The sequence below is a fragment of the Vibrio sp. genome (genome assembly GCF_047973365.1).
In the GTDB taxonomy this organism is placed as follows: Bacteria; Pseudomonadota; Gammaproteobacteria; order Enterobacterales; family Vibrionaceae; genus Vibrio.
This window is the reverse complement of sequence record NZ_JBKEBW010000131.1, coordinates 1-14,916: the sequence shown is the minus strand read 5'-3', so window position 1 is coordinate 14,916 and position 14,916 is coordinate 1. Positions and strand designations below refer to the sequence as shown.

The following is a 14,916-nucleotide window of genomic DNA, read 5'->3' as shown; positions in this document are numbered from 1 at the left end:
AGCCAATTATTTTATCTAAGTTGGTTTATATCAAAGACGGTGCGAAAAGGCTCTTTTATGCTGATGTAAATTCCACCGTTCGATTTTCGCTATGAGCCAGCCAGACATCCTTAAAACTATCGCGAGTTTTACCGCTATCGAGCAGGCTCTCGACCATTTTGAAATCGAGTTTGATAGCCGTTTTATCGACGAATACCGAATGCAGGTAACCAAGATATTCAACGGCTATGTGATCATGCAAAAACCCGATGATTGGTTTGCGGCACGGCGCGCTTTGAAAAACGCCTACTGCAAAGTCCAGCGGGGAAGATTAGACCCACATACCCGCGCAGCCTGCCGAGGCTGTACTTCGTGTCAACGGCGCTAGCGTCGAAACCAAGAGATCCATGAGTTATTGTTAACTCTCATTTACATTGTAAATCACAATTTCATCCCCTTTACCAACAACGATGTTGAGCATTTCTTTCGAAGCTGATTGAATGGACGAGAATTCGCGTGAGGAAACATTATGCTCGACAAACTCTCCACATCTGCGTTAGCCAAACTACGTAACATTGATGCAAAACAGCTATTTTCCGATCTTTCTAAAGCGGGTTATCTCAGCCGCCATGAAGGTCAATGGCGACTCACCGATCTCGGAGCAAAATTTGGTGGTGAGTATGTGGAACATCCGAAATTCGGCAAATTTGTCGTCTGGCCTGAAAACTTGCTTATCGATCTTATGGCGACCGGCGGTAATACCTTAACGGCAACCCAAGTTGGGGATTATTTCAAACTTAATCCTAAGAAAATCAATCAGCTTTTTAGCGAACTGGGTTGGATTAATAAACAAGAGGATGGTTGGATTGCTACTCCCTCTGGTATCCGTGTCGGTGCAAAACAACGTGAAGACAAGCAATCACAACAGAAATTCGTCGTCTGGCATGATTCTATTCGCCATAACCCACATATGTGTCAATCTGTGGTTGAGTTTTTAGGCCAAGATGCTCAGAAACAAGCAACGGATAAATCTTATTCCAATTTCCGTCAGAAGTTCGAAGCCAAACATCGAACCCTAGATGGGCATTATGTACGCTCTACTGGCGAACTACTGATTGATAACTGGCTTTATCTCGCTGGAGTCATGCATGCCTATCAACGACCTCTCCCTATTGAAGAAGTGATTATAAGTGACTTTTATCTTCCGAATGGCAAAGTCTACATTCAGTATTGGGCAACCGATAACGGCGAGATCTCCCAGCGAGAGCAAAATAAAACCCGCCAACTTTATGCTGAGCATGAGTTCAATTTAATTGAGATTTCGCCACAAGAGATCCATCAGTTAGATGATATTTTGCCGGAGAGACTACGGCAGTTTGGTATCAAAGCTTATTAATAACCTGCTGATTAGGAGCGGTTTATTACGAGATCAGCTCTGATACCAAACCTATTATACCCAAACTACTTGAAGTTGCAGGTAGGCGGCAAGTGAGTGAATCCCCATGAGCATAGATAAACTATGTGATTGGGGTGAACGAACGTAGCCAACACCGCTGCAGCTTCAAGTAGGAAGGGTATAGAATTAATGGCGACCATATCTCGCGCCATACGCCACTTCTTTTACCAGAATAGTATTACATAAAACTGCGCCAAATCGCAGTAGTGCCACTGATCAAACACAGCGCCAAAGCACCCATGCGAATTTTCTCTTTAGGCAGAGCATGCGTCGTTTTACGCGCCAGTGCGTAACCTAACCAAGCGGCAGGAAGCAGAGGAAGGCTCAACATCAAATGATGACTATTCAGATACCCTGCCGGAACTTGAATCACCAATGAAATAACCGAGCTGAATAAAAAGAAAGCAGACAGGTTTCCACGTAACTGGTTCGCTTCTTGGTGCTGCAGAAGAAGCGCCATAGGAGGACCGCCGATAGAACTGCTGGTACCAAAAAAGCCAGAGAAGAAACCAGCCACCACCATACGCCCCGGTGTTGGTTCAATACGATACGGTAGTAAACTTACAATAACGGCAAACCACACCAACAAACCAAGCCATAACGCCAGAACATCGCTCGACACCATCACCAACATCACGCCACCAGCGATAGAGCCAGGAACACGCCCTATCAGCGCCATTTTTAATCCACCGATAGAAATGTCTGCGCGTAACTTGAGTGCATTCAACAACGAAATAAACAGTGCACAAATAACAATGGGTGCCGGCACATAATCAGGAGAGATCGAGAACAGCAGCGGTGCTGCAACGATGGCTAATCCAAAACCTATTGCCGTTTGAACATACGAACCAACAAATATCAGAAACATTGCGATAAAAGTGGTGCTAGTTAAATATTCCATTGAACTGCCTTAAAGACCAAAATTGAAAGATTCTTCCCTTAGTAAGATCGGTAGATCTCATAGATGAAGCATTCTTACACAATACATCGATTTTGTAGAGTCACTGTTTGATTTGACAAATAAATGCGATTCACCTAGCCCACGTAAGCTTCCTCCTACATAAAACCCACATTTATGTAAAATCCAGGTAAAACCCCGTCAGGGGAGCGTCAAAACCATAGTGTACTGATGTCTTTTCATACTCACTTTGGCTTAAATCCGCGCTCCATTTTATAGGGGCACCTCATCAATGAAGAAAACACCATTACTGACATCGCTGTTTGCTATTGCATCTGCAAGCTTGATTTCGGCTACATCTTCGGCAGCCGGATTTCAAGTGAATGAGCATTCAGCAACGGGTCTAGGTCGTGCTTTTGCGGGTGATGCGGTTATTGGTGATAACGCTTCGGTGCTCAGTCGCAATGCCGCGGCGATGACTCTGTTTAAACGTGATGCAATGTCTATGGGGTTGACTTATGTTCGTCCAGATTCAACGGTTAAAGATGCGCAGTTCTACTCTGCAAAATTGGGTGGTGATGTACATTTTCGTGTTTTGCCAAAACCGACTATTGAGAGCATATCACCCTATGTGTCCCCAACCGTCACCAATGTCGATGATGTTGAAGGTATCGGCAAACAAGCTGTGGTACCTAATATTTATTACATTCATCGCCTAAGTGACGATTGGTATATTGGTCTAGCCGCCTATTCCAACTTTGGAACTGATATCGAATTCGAACCCGACTATGCCGCTGCGGTGTTTGGTGGCACCACCAAAGTGACAAGTATGAACGCGGGCATCAGCTTAGCGTACAAAATGAATGATCATCTCAGCTTTGGTGGTGGTCTCGATGTGATCTACGGTATCGGTACTCTTTATCGTGATATGGGATTAGAGCTATGTTTGAGCGCAACTGGTCGAGGATCGGGTACTTCAGAGCGATGCAGTGGAGTACAAGGCAACGCACTAAGTGTTGAAGCTTCAGGCGTGGGTATAGGCGCGAACATTGGCATGATGTACCAAGTGAATGAAGATCACCGCTTTGGTTTGAGCTATAAATACAGCCCAGAAATCGAAGCACAAGGCGACATTCACTATGTGGGTCAAACACTTGATACGCTCTATCTAGCATTGCCTGATATCGCTGAGTTCTCCGGTTATCACCGTGTGCTTCCAGAAGTTGCCCTGCACTACTCGGTACAATGGATCAGTTGGTCTAAATTTGATGCACTCAAAGCCGATGACGTGGCACTGAAAGAGTTCCGGTGGCAAAACTCTTATCATTATTCGTTGGGTGCAACTTGGTACGCGACTGATAACTGGACACTACGCACCGGCTATATGTTTGACAAAACGCCGGTTGATCAACTGGCGTCAGTCTCCATTCCAGACTCAAACCGTCAATGGTTTTCGGCTGGTACAACCTACCATTGGTCAGCAAATACCAGTATTGATTTCGGTATAACCTATCTGCTTGGCGAAGATGTAGAAATTAGCGAATATTTGGAGGAGCACGTTTCTCTACCGCGCATAGAGGCAACGACTCGTTCAGATGCGATGTTATTTGCCATGCAGTTTAGTCACAGCTTCTGATAGACAAGCGATTATTAAAACAGCTTTTCAATTGAGAAAATTGCTCTACAATAGCGGCTCTTCCGAACTGATCCAAAATAAAATAAGCAGGCACTTCTTTCATGTCGAATACGATTACGAGATCCATCCTACTGTTGGTTCTCGCAAACTTAGTGGCAGCGTTTTCAGACGTATCACTAAAAATACTTAACGGCGAAGTGCCAACTTTCCAATACGTATTTATTCGCCAATTAATTGGTACCGTGATTCTGTTACCTTTCTGGTGGAAATTGCCAAAAGAACAACGTCGACAAGGTCGTTGTAAGGTCGCCTTTACCCGAGCTCAACTGATTCTGCTTGGCAGTGCTTGCGCCATGATCACGATAACCTACATACCACTCGCGACCGCGAACGCAATTTTTTATGTTGGTCCAATATTAATGTTACCGCTGTCGGTGGTGCTGCTCGGAGAAAGGCCAGCATTAAAGCAGATCGTAGCAACGATTATTGGCTTTATTGGGGTTTTAGTTGTACTACGACCTGAACAATTTCACTGGGCTGGAATTGCAGGTCTCGGCTGCGCTTTATCTATGGGTATGGGCAACATATTGATCCGCCGCCTGCCACAAAATCAGCCATTGGTTAGCACCTTATTCTGGACCAATGTGATGACCCTACCGCTAGCGTTAATACTGGCAATTCCCGGATGGTCAACCATTTCATGGACACACTTGGGTTGGATTGTGATTATTAATCTGTTGGTTCTGGCTTGGCATGCATTGGTGGTGATGGCTTACAAGAAGGTTGAAGCTAACCGTATTGCTCTTGCTGAATATACCGGTTTGGTATTCGCCACCTGGTTTGGCGTCATGTGGTTTGACGAAATACCAGATATGCTCACCGCGATTGGTATCCTGCTGATTGTGGTACCTATGATGCCTGTTAAATGGTCGAAACTGTTTAGAATAAAGCAAAAGGCAGAGCCAGTAGCCGCCGAAAACAGCTAAAAGTAATAACCGCGATAAAGCAAGACGAAACAAAGAGCGAGCTAACAAGCTCGCTTTTTTGTATTCCATCAACAAGATTACTGATCTTGGTTCTCTTGCTCTTCTTTCTGACGTTTGTGCTTTGGCACATAGTTCAGAATAGAAATAGGCACGGGTTTACGAGGTTGGAAACCTTCCACTTCACGACGCTCAATCAAGTGACCTAAACGGCTCTCAATCATGCAAAGGTTCTTGAAGTTATCTTTCGATACGAAGGAAATCGCTTCACCACTTGCGTTTGCACGACCAGTACGACCAATGCGGTGCACATACTCATCCGCTGGGAATGGCAAATCATAGTTCACCACGCGAGAAAGCTCTTCAATATCGATACCGCGCGCAGCCACACCCGTCGCTACTAGGTACTTAATCCTGCCGCTCTTGAAATCTTCCAGTAAGCGCGTACGAACTTCCTGACTACGACCACTGTGGAACGCTTCAGCGGCAATTTCACGCTTTTCTAGCTGTGATACCAGCTTAGCCGCACCGTGTTTTGTCTCGATAAAGATCAAAGCCTGATCCCACTGATTTTCTTTAATCAGATGGCTGAGCAGCGCTGATTTCATATCTTTATCAACGGTGATCAACCACTGTTCAATATTGGATTTCGAAGCTTGATTCGCCGCAATTGAAATTTCATACGGGTTGTTAACCGCCGTTTTAGCAAGATCACGAACCTTATGAGACAGAGTCGCAGAGAATAGTAAACACTGAGCGTCAGTTGGCACACGGTCAATGATCTTGTTAATCGATTCGATAAAGCCCATGTCTAACATACGGTCAGCTTCATCCAGCACCAACATTTCGATCTCTTCGAAATACACTGCACGCTGACCATACATATCAAGCAAACGCCCCGGTGTCGCCACCAGCACATCCACACCATCAATCAACGCTTGTTTTTGCGATTTTTCGTCTACGCCGCCGTACATCGCAAGCGAAGTGAGCTCAGTAAATTGACCGTACTCTTTAACTTTGCCTGCTACCTGAATTACCAACTCACGAGTTGGAACCAAAATCAGTGCACGAACACGTTTTTTCTTCTGGGTTTTTCCGCGTTGTAACTTTTCTAATATTGGCAGCACAAAACTGGCGGTTTTACCCGTACCTGTTTGTGCAGCGGCGATCAAATCCTGCCCTTGCAAAATCACTGGAATGGCTTTGGTTTGAATAGATGTAGGTTTCTGATAACCAAGATCCGCCACTGCTTTCGACAGTGCTTCACTTAATCCTAGTTTTGCAAATGACATGAATTGACTCTGAAAATATTAATTTACGAAAAGATAGAACAGCTTTTGAACCTCTGCTCTAAATCAAGCCGCGAATTCTAACACGAAGTTAAATAATAAGAGAGATAAAAGACCAATCACGACAAAGCTCAGTAGTACTGCTGCGAATTTAAGTTCATAATTCGCTCATTCGTTAATTTTAAACTATTGAATTCAAAAAAAGTAGAAAAGCAGTAATGACAACGACTTCCACAGCCATTATTGGACTGTATAATCCTAAAAATCCAACCAATGTGGGCGCCGTATTGCGCGCAGCAGGTTGCTACAACGCTACGCAAGTACGTTACAACGGAACACGCTATAACCGAGCGGCAAAATTCCAAACCGATACCAAGCATGCTCATGAGCGAATTGGCTTAGTGGAGATGGACGATCTCACCGCAGCACTTGCCGATGACGTCGAGATCGTATGTGTGGAACTCGCCCTTGGCGCAGTGCCACTTCCTCACTTCATTCACCCACAAAAAGCGATATACCTGTTTGGTCCAGAAGACGGTTCGCTGCCGCAAGAGGTCGTCGATAAAGCTCACTATGTGGTGTATGTGCCAACAACGGGTTGCATGAACCTAGCTGCGACAGTAAACGTTGTATTGTATGACCGAATGGCGAAAAGCATGGGTAACCTCGATCACCACCAGCAAGTATTAGAAAATCGCGACAACAAGAATAGACTGATAGTTAAATAACCTAGCCGCTATTTTCATTCGAGTATACTCTTCTTTATTAACGGTCATCTTCCCCACATAAGTTTGGCAATATTTTCAACTTGCGCTTCGAAGATGGCTTTGATTTTTCTCTGCCAACTTAAATATACCCAAACTACTTGAAGTTGCAGGTAGGCGGCAAGTGAGTGAATCCCCATGACCACAGATTACCATGCGTGATTGGGGTGAACGAACGTAGCCCCATACCAAAACACAAAGCACTGCAGCTTCAAGTAGGAAGGGTATATCTCTCAGCAAAAAATCAGAAAATTGCTTATTTAATCGCAGTGGGATACACGCTAGACTCATCCCACTAGATGCTCATTTTTTCTCTATAAAATCCAATAATTGAATTAACGCAGGTATGGCACCTTAGGAACCGTGAATGGCAAATCCGTTACGTACTTTCACCGCTTTATATAGCACAACACTGCTCACCGTACTAGCGAGTGGCTTACTCACTACTTACTTAGGTTTGAGACTCTCTGTAATGCAAGTTCCAGAACTATGGATTGGTGGCATGATGTCAGCGTATTACGCAGGGCTAGTTGCGGGTTCTAAGATTGGTCATCGATTGGTTGCTCAAGTTGGTCACATTCGTGCCTTCGTCGCCAGTGCAGGCATAGTTACCGCATCCGCGTTGGGACACGCATTGGTGGACGACTTGTCTATCTGGATTGTGCTGCGCTTAATTGTCGGTATCGGTATGATGTGTCAGTACATGGTACTAGAAAGCTGGCTGAACGAACAAGCCGACAACAGTCAACGCGGTGCCGTGTTTGCCAGTTATATGATTGCTTCCTACTTAGGTTTGATTCTTGGTCAAAGTGCGATCAGCTTCTATCCTGATTTGGGCTTGGAGCCACTTTTACTTATCGCGATCTGTTTTGCGCTGTGTATTGTACCGATTGCACTGACAAAACGGATTCACCCGGAACCACTGGTGCCAGCTCCGCTGCACATTATGTACTACTGGAAGGAAGCACCTCAAGCCATGACCACTGTCGCCATCGGCAGTATGATCGTCGGCTCTTTTTATGGTCTGGCACCCGCCTATGCCAGTAACTTAGGTATGCCTCCAGAAGAAGTCGCCAGCTACATGTCCACGACCATTTTGGCGGGCTTGTTAGCGCAATGGCCAATGGGTAAGCTCTCCGATGTAATTTCCCGTAGCACTCTGATCCGCATCAACTGTGTGTTGCTCGGTGGTTTAACTATCGCGATCGCATTGTTACCGCATCAAACATACTTATCTCTAATGATGACTTTTCTATTTGGTATTCTCGGCTTCACGCTTTATCCGCTTGCGACAGCACTGGCGAACTCGCGCGTGGAACAAAATGAGCGAGTGGGTTTGTCTGCAACAATATTGCTGACCTTCGGTCTGGGTGCCAGTATCGGTCCTCTGATTGCATCTACCGTCATGCAATGGTTTGGCAACAACATGCTTTACGGTTTTATGGCGGCCTGCACCTTAATCATGTTCGTCCTGCTGCAATACATCAATTCGCAGCAAAAAGCCGAAGTACCTGTTTCCGAAGACTACATTATGGCCACTGGTGACTTGGTATCCTCTCCGCTTGCCGTTGCACTTGATCCACGTGTCGATATAGAAACGGTACAGGAAGAGATGATCCCTTCGTTTGAACCTGAAGAAGAGTCACAAGAAGACGATGATAGCGATTACCAAAACGATGAAATTGATGGTGACCACGATGACATTGTGATCATCAATTCAGATATTGAAGATGAACGTAAGTCATCACTTTAGTTCGAAATGCTAAGCGATGAAGATCCCCCAAGCTTTGCGGCTTGGGGGATTTTTGTAACTTATCCTGGATGACCATCAGCTCGTGGGCTCAAAAGCATGGTACCAAATTTCAACACGAATAAGCTGAATGCGATGATCCAAAGTGCTGCGGCGGCATCCACCATCAACAACATATACTGTGGCCAGAAAGCAACACCAAAACCTCGCACAAAAGCAGCAAGCACGATGGCTGCAAACGCTAGCCACATGTTTGGTCCTTGATAAATCATTCGCCCTGTATGCCCCATAGTCACACGTGAAATCATTGATAAGATAAGACCGCCAATCGCTCCGATAGCAATCACGTGTAACATGTTGTGGGATACAAACAGGCCGTTAGAAATCCAATTTAACTCCGCTAACGCTTTGATAAGCAGCCCTAAAGGAATGCAGGCATAAGTCAGATGCAACGACCACACTAACGGCTCTTTTAACGTTGTCCATGGCTTCCAGCGTAGCCAACGAGCCAACTGCATCACCGCGGCAAATAGCATGATAGCAGGGCTAACTTGTTCACTGGTTAACGGGAAAAAACTTAAAGCAAACAACATAACCAACGGCGTATTGGCCGCGGCATCCAACCAAAGCAGAGTGTTCGCTTTCTCGAAGTTAAATCGACGCGCAGTGAAAAACGGAATCACTCGGCCACCCATAATTGAAATAAGCAGTACAAACCACCACAGCATCGCTTGCCAAACCGCAATTGAAGGGAAAGGAGGCATACCCTTGATGGTTGCGTAACTGGCGTAGTTCGCCACAATAGCCAAGACAAAAAATGGCAAAAAGATCAGATTGCGATAGCCTTTTGCTTTCACCACTCGAAACGAAATCTCATACGCAACTAAAGCAAGAAACAGCGCTTCAATGGAAGAGGTCATCCAAAGCGGAACCTCAGTCCAAAGCAATATTCTCGGCAGAATCCATAGCGAAACAAGCATACCTAACCATTTATCTTTGGTGCCATTCACACCTGTCCAGTTCTGAACTGCGGTTAATAAGAAACCAGCCACAATCGCCATGGCAAAACCAAAAAACATTTCATGAACGTGCCACCATAGCGCCGGAACGCGAAGCTGAGCAGGCTGCCCATGCTGAAAGGCATACACCCAGATGCCAATAGCAATGACTGAATAAACACTGCCAAATAAAAAGAAAGGTCTGAAACCTAAGCGTAATACGGGAATGATTCTATCTTCCACACTCTTATCAATAATGTTGAGCATAAACAAACAGTTCCTAACAGTACATCTGGATAATGAAGTAAAACTAATCTCGCGAATCTTGCACGATTCAAGCCAACTTTAATATATTGATTTTAAAAGACTTTAAATATCACCACTTGACACCTTTGTTGTATTAAATACATCATAGCTTTATTTTCCCGCTGACTGGATGGCGAAATGCACGCCCAACAAAGCAAACCTTCTATCGAACAGGTACTGTTAAACATCGCCGTTGAATTGAATATGGGCGAACCTTCAACTCAGCATTATCAGAAGCTGATCGATGCTTTGCATCAGTTGCTTCCTTGTGATGCCAGCGCTCTGTTTACTTTCGATAACGAGCAGCATTTGGTGCCGATTGCTATCAGTGGATTGTCTTCAGAAGTGTTCGGTCGCCGCTTTCTGCCCGATGTTCATCCACGTTTAGCAATGATATTAGCCAATCGTAAACCCGTACGTTTTCCTGAAAACTCAAGTCTACCAGACCCATTTGATGGCTTGCTAAGCGAAGATATCCACCACAGCATTGATGTTCACTCGTGCATGGGATGCAGCCTCTATGTGGGTGATACTTTGGTTGGCGCGTTAACTCTGGATGCGGCTAAACCCGGAGCATTCAATAGCGTTGACGACAAAACTATCGAAACTTTTGCTGCTCTGGCGGCAGGAATTATCCGTAATATCAGTCTGTTTGAAGCGCTCAATAAAGCGAACCGACAACAGCATTCCGTAAACCAGTTGTTGATTGACGAAGCACGCAACAAAGGTGGAAAGTTAGTCGGTGTTAGCCCTCAAATGAAACGACTTATCGCCAATATCGAGATGGTTGCACACTCTAACTACGCGGTTTTAATCAGTGGGGAAACCGGTACGGGTAAGGAAGTGGTGGCACATCAGGTACACGCACAAAGCCTGCGTAGTGATAAACCTATGGTTTACGTTAACTGCGCCGCATTACCCGAATCCATTGCTGAAAGTGAATTGTTTGGACATGTAAAAGGCGCGTTTACTGGCGCCAATAACTCACGCGCGGGTAAATTCGAACTCGCAGACGGCGGCACGATCTTCCTAGATGAAATTGGCGAATTGCCTTTGCTGCTGCAAGCTAAGCTGCTGCGCGTGATTCAACAAGGTGAAGTTCAGCGAGTGGGTGCCGACAAAAACCATATTGTCGATGTTCGTATCATTGCTGCAACCAACCGAGATCTAGCAGAAGAAGTGACACAAGGACGTTTTCGCTCCGATCTGTTTCACCGCTTAAACGTCTTCCCAATCCATATTCCCCCCCTTCGATCCCGCGAAGGTGATGTACCCGTTTTGATCGGACACATATTGGATAACATACGCCGCCAATTCAACCTTAAAACGCTACACATACATCCGAAGGCACTACAATTGCTGGAAAGACAGCCTTGGCTTGGCAACGTACGTGAACTGGAACATACCCTGATGCGCGCAGGTCTACACGCGATGCGCACTCAGTCAGAGCTGATTGAACCACAGCATTTTAGCAATGACTTTGATTTAGTGGGTCACCACGGGCATGGCAGAGCAAAGAAAAACGCCTCAGCTGATTTACCAACCTCGTCCACTCCGATGCGTGAAGCCGTAGAGAGCTTTCAAAAGCAGCTTATTGAACATGCACTGCAACTCAACAATGGTGTTTGGTCACAAGCGGCTGCTTTTTTACAAATGGACAGAGGTAACCTATTCAAAATGGGTAAAAAATTGGGTGTAGAAGCCAGCGAATCGCCGAAATAGATGGTTGATGTTGTTTTATTGACAACGCATGATGTATTTATAACATCACAACTTGTATTAAAATATAAAATAATACAATTAAATCAATAAGATAAATATTGGCACATTCTCTGCTATACCAGTGACAAATTTTGATGCCCCTAATACACTACTTTTTCATTAAGGGGCAATTTTGATAATAATCACTGGAGCCCAAATATGTTCTGTATTCAATGTGAACAAACCATCCAAACCCCTATCGCAAAAGGTTGTGCGTATTCCCAAGGTATGTGTGGAAAAACGAGTGATGTCTCTGATCTGCAAGATATTTTAGTTTATACGCTACAAGGCGTTTCATTCTGGGCTCAGCTTGGTCGCGACTATCAAATTATCGACACTGAAATCGACCAGTGGGCACCGAAAGCCTTTTTTGCAACACTAACTAACGTGAACTTTGATGAAAAGCGCATCGTTGAGTTCGCAAACCAAGCTTACCAATACAAACAAAGCTTAGAACAGCGAGTTAGAGCAGCCGCGACTTTAGCCAACAAAACGATTCCAGATCTATCGCCAGCGGCTCAGTTTGAACTGCCAACCGATCGTGAAGCTTTGTTAAAATTTGCACCTTTGGCAGCGGTTAACCGTGGTCATGAAACCGTCGATCCAGATGTAATGGGTTTACGTTTACTATGCCTATACGGCTTAAAAGGTGCGGCAGCCTATTTAGAACATGCCCGTGTTTTGGGGCAGAGTGATGTAGAAGTACACACCGAGTATCATCAAATCATGGCTTGGCTAGGTACAGAACCGCAAGATCTCAATGCCCTGCTGAACTGCTCAATGCAAATTGGCCTCATGAACTACAAGATCATGGCGATGTTAGATAAAGGCGAAACGGATACCTTTGGTCATCCAGCGCCTACTCAAGTCAATGTGAAAACGAAAAAGGGCAAATGCATTTTAGTCTCTGGTCATGATCTGCATGACTTAGAAAAAATCCTGCAACAAACTGAAGGCAAAGGCATTAACGTCTACACCAACGGTGAAATGTTGCCCGCTCATGGCTACCCAGAGTTGAACAAATACCCTCACCTTGCAGGTAACTACGGTAGCGCTTGGCAAAACCAACAAAAAGAGTTTGCAAACTTCCCGGGTGCAATAGTGATGACATCAAACTGCTTACTGAACCCAGAAGTCGGTCAATACGCTGATCGCCTGTTCACTCGCAGTATTGTCGGTTGGCCGGGCGTGGCTCATTTAGAAGGAGATGATTTCTCTGCGGTAATTGAATGTGCATTAGCTCACGATGGCTTCCAACATGACGAGATTGAACAGATGATCACGGTTGGCTTTGGCCGCAACGCTTTAATGGAAGCCGCTCCAGCTGTGATTGATCAAATTAAGCAAGGTAATATCAGCCACTTCTTCTTGGTGGGCGGTTGTGATGGCGACAAAGCAGAGCGCAACTACTACAACCAATTTACCAAACAGACGCCAGAAGACAGCCTGATCCTCACCCTTGCTTGTGGCAAATTCCGCTTTAACAAAGAGCAGCATGGCGAAATAAACGGTATTCCTCGCCTTCTCGATGTCGGTCAGTGTAACGACTCCTACTCGGCGATTCAGTTGGCTTTGGCACTGGCTGAGGAATTCAACTGTGGGGTGAATGACCTGCCATTAACGCTAGTATTATCCTGGTTCGAACAAAAGGCGATTGTTGTTTTGCTGACCCTCCTCGCCCTAGGCGTGAAAGGTATCTACACCGGACCAACTCAACCAGCATTCCTGACTGACAACTTAATGGCAATTATTCAGGACAAGTTCGACTTAAGAGCTATCTCAACCGTTGAACAAGATCTTAAACAGATCCTATCTGAAAAAGCCGCCGCCTAATTCTATTGACTAACTGGTGGGGGTCGCCCCACCAGCATATCTTAATGAGAAAACTATGGAACAATTTCAATGGCCTGCTCAAGGAGCTACTCGTTTAGTTTGCAAAGACCAATGGCAGGAAACTCCCGATTGCATCAGTTTTACGTTAACCAGTGAAGAACAAAATCAGGTTTTTAATTTCATTCCGGGTCAGTTTGTGACTTTAGGTATCGAAATTGAAGGCAAAATGGAATATCGGGCCTATTCACTCAGTTCCATTCCCGGGGAAACGGAACTGCAACTGACCGTAAAAAAAGTCGCTGATGGTAAAGTATCTAACTATCTCAACAATCATTTGCAAACAGGGCAATCACTGGAAGTGCTGCCACCAGCGGGTCAATTCCATATTGAACAGCCCCATGCAAATAAAATCGTATTGCTCAGCGCAGGTTGTGGCATCACCCCTGTCATGTCTATGGCAAGAACATTGCTGAGTGATAAAGAAGATCAGCACCACATTCATTTCATCCACGCGGCAACTTGTGCAGAGCAGTTAATTTATCATGCTGAACTATTGCAAATGGAGCAGCAGCACCCTCGTTTCAAGCTCGACATTATGCTGGAGGATGCAACCAACACTGATTACCTGGAAGGACGTCTAACCCAAGCGGCGCTTGTCAATTACTGTCCGGATATCGCTTGTCGAACGGCGTTTTTGTGTGGTCCTGTGGGCTTCATGCAAGCGATGAAAGAAAACCTAGCAGCGTTGGGAATGGATATGACGTTGTTCTATCAAGAAAGCTTTACGCCTGCTGAATCAGCGCAACCAACGGTTGAAAATACATCGAACAAAGCAAAGGCTTTATCTCAAGCAACGGTATTTGTTCCAACATTCGGTGCGACAACTCAGGTAGTGACAGGAAGTTTACTGATTGATGCACTAGAAAGCGCCAAAGTACCGGTTATTGCCGCCTGTCGCAGTGGTATTTGTGGCTCTTGCAAATGCAAAGTGACCAGTGGTGATTTCATCAGAACCAGTAGCGAAACATTAACCGAGCAAGAAATTGCCGAAGGGTTTGTTCTCGCCTGCTCATGTCAAATTCATTCCGATGTGGAAGTGGCACTGATACCATCCTAGGTAAAAATATGATCAGATTGAACATCGGTGGAACAGCGAATGGGCATCGAACACAAACACGCATAAACCCTTCCATGGGGCTCCGCTGAGCCATCCTTGGCTCAGAGGGTTTGCTTATCAATGCCCATTCACTGATCAGAAAGTTT

Annotated in this window: 12 protein-coding genes; 9 read left to right on the top strand and 3 right to left on the bottom strand. The window is 45.2% G+C overall.

Annotated elements, in window-relative coordinates:
- Nucleotides 1–91: 91 nt before the first annotated feature.
- Nucleotides 92–367 (top strand): nitrogen fixation protein NifW, encoded by a 276-nt coding sequence (locus ACK5MF_RS16230; RefSeq protein WP_416923611.1) that lies wholly within the window; start codon nt 92–94, stop codon nt 365–367.
- A 141-nt stretch (nt 368–508) separates the two neighbouring features.
- Nucleotides 509–1,375, top strand: a complete 867-nt coding sequence (locus tag ACK5MF_RS16225) for a glycerol kinase (RefSeq protein WP_416923610.1) — start codon at nt 509–511, stop codon at nt 1,373–1,375.
- A 238-nt stretch (nt 1,376–1,613) separates the two neighbouring features.
- On the opposite strand, the gene ACK5MF_RS16220 is transcribed toward ACK5MF_RS16225, so the two are convergent.
- On the bottom strand, nt 1,614–2,336 hold the full coding sequence (locus tag ACK5MF_RS16220) for a sulfite exporter TauE/SafE family protein (protein WP_416923609.1): 723 nt from the start codon (nt 2,334–2,336) through the stop codon (nt 1,614–1,616).
- Between the two features lie 289 nt (nt 2,337–2,625).
- Here ACK5MF_RS16220 and ACK5MF_RS16215 point away from each other — a divergent pair, with 289 nt between their 5' ends.
- Both ACK5MF_RS16215 and ACK5MF_RS16210 read left to right on the top strand, forming a co-directional pair.
- The gene (locus ACK5MF_RS16215) at nt 2,626–3,969 is read left to right on the top strand and encodes an OmpP1/FadL family transporter (protein ID WP_416923608.1); all 1,344 of its coding nucleotides are present in this window, start codon (nt 2,626–2,628) and stop codon (nt 3,967–3,969) included.
- A gap of 101 nt (nt 3,970–4,070) precedes the next feature.
- Nucleotides 4,071–4,955 carry a DMT family transporter gene (locus ACK5MF_RS16210; protein ID WP_416923607.1) on the top strand — a complete coding sequence of 295 codons (885 nt, stop codon included), beginning with the start codon at nt 4,071–4,073 and terminating at the stop codon, nt 4,953–4,955.
- Nucleotides 4,956–5,032: 77 nt separating this feature from the next.
- On the opposite strand, the gene ACK5MF_RS16205 is transcribed toward ACK5MF_RS16210, so the two are convergent.
- A complete protein-coding gene (locus ACK5MF_RS16205) occupies nt 5,033–6,244 on the bottom strand; it encodes a DEAD/DEAH box helicase (protein ID WP_416923606.1) in 1,212 nt (403 codons plus the stop codon).
- 215 nt (nt 6,245–6,459) lie between these two features.
- Between ACK5MF_RS16205 and ACK5MF_RS16200 the strand changes: the two genes are divergently transcribed.
- Together ACK5MF_RS16200 and ACK5MF_RS16195 are read left to right on the top strand one after the other, a co-directional pair.
- A complete protein-coding gene (locus tag ACK5MF_RS16200) occupies nt 6,460–6,969 on the top strand; it encodes an RNA methyltransferase (protein ID WP_416923605.1) in 510 nt (169 codons plus the stop codon).
- Nucleotides 6,970–7,372: 403 nt separating this feature from the next.
- Complete coding sequence (locus ACK5MF_RS16195; RefSeq protein ID WP_416923604.1) at nt 7,373–8,758, top strand: MFS transporter; 1,386 nt, start codon at nt 7,373–7,375, stop codon at nt 8,756–8,758.
- A 59-nt stretch (nt 8,759–8,817) separates the two neighbouring features.
- Here the strand turns inward: ACK5MF_RS16195 and ACK5MF_RS16190 are convergent, their stop codons facing one another.
- Nucleotides 8,818–10,020, bottom strand: a complete 1,203-nt coding sequence (locus ACK5MF_RS16190) for an NnrS family protein (RefSeq protein WP_416923603.1) — start codon at nt 10,018–10,020, stop codon at nt 8,818–8,820.
- Nucleotides 10,021–10,197: 177 nt separating this feature from the next.
- Between ACK5MF_RS16190 and norR the strand changes: the two genes are divergently transcribed.
- From norR to ACK5MF_RS16175, 3 genes are all read left to right on the top strand, one after another.
- Nucleotides 10,198–11,781, top strand: a complete 1,584-nt coding sequence (gene norR / locus ACK5MF_RS16185; RefSeq protein ID WP_416923602.1) for a nitric oxide reductase transcriptional regulator NorR — start codon at nt 10,198–10,200, stop codon at nt 11,779–11,781.
- A gap of 198 nt (nt 11,782–11,979) precedes the next feature.
- Entirely contained in the window at nt 11,980–13,653 is a 1,674-nt protein-coding gene (hcp, locus tag ACK5MF_RS16180) for a hydroxylamine reductase (protein ID WP_416923601.1), read from the top strand.
- Between the two features lie 55 nt (nt 13,654–13,708).
- The gene (locus tag ACK5MF_RS16175) at nt 13,709–14,770 is read left to right on the top strand and encodes an FAD-binding oxidoreductase (protein ID WP_416923600.1); all 1,062 of its coding nucleotides are present in this window, start codon (nt 13,709–13,711) and stop codon (nt 14,768–14,770) included.
- Nucleotides 14,771–14,916 lie beyond the last annotated feature (146 nt).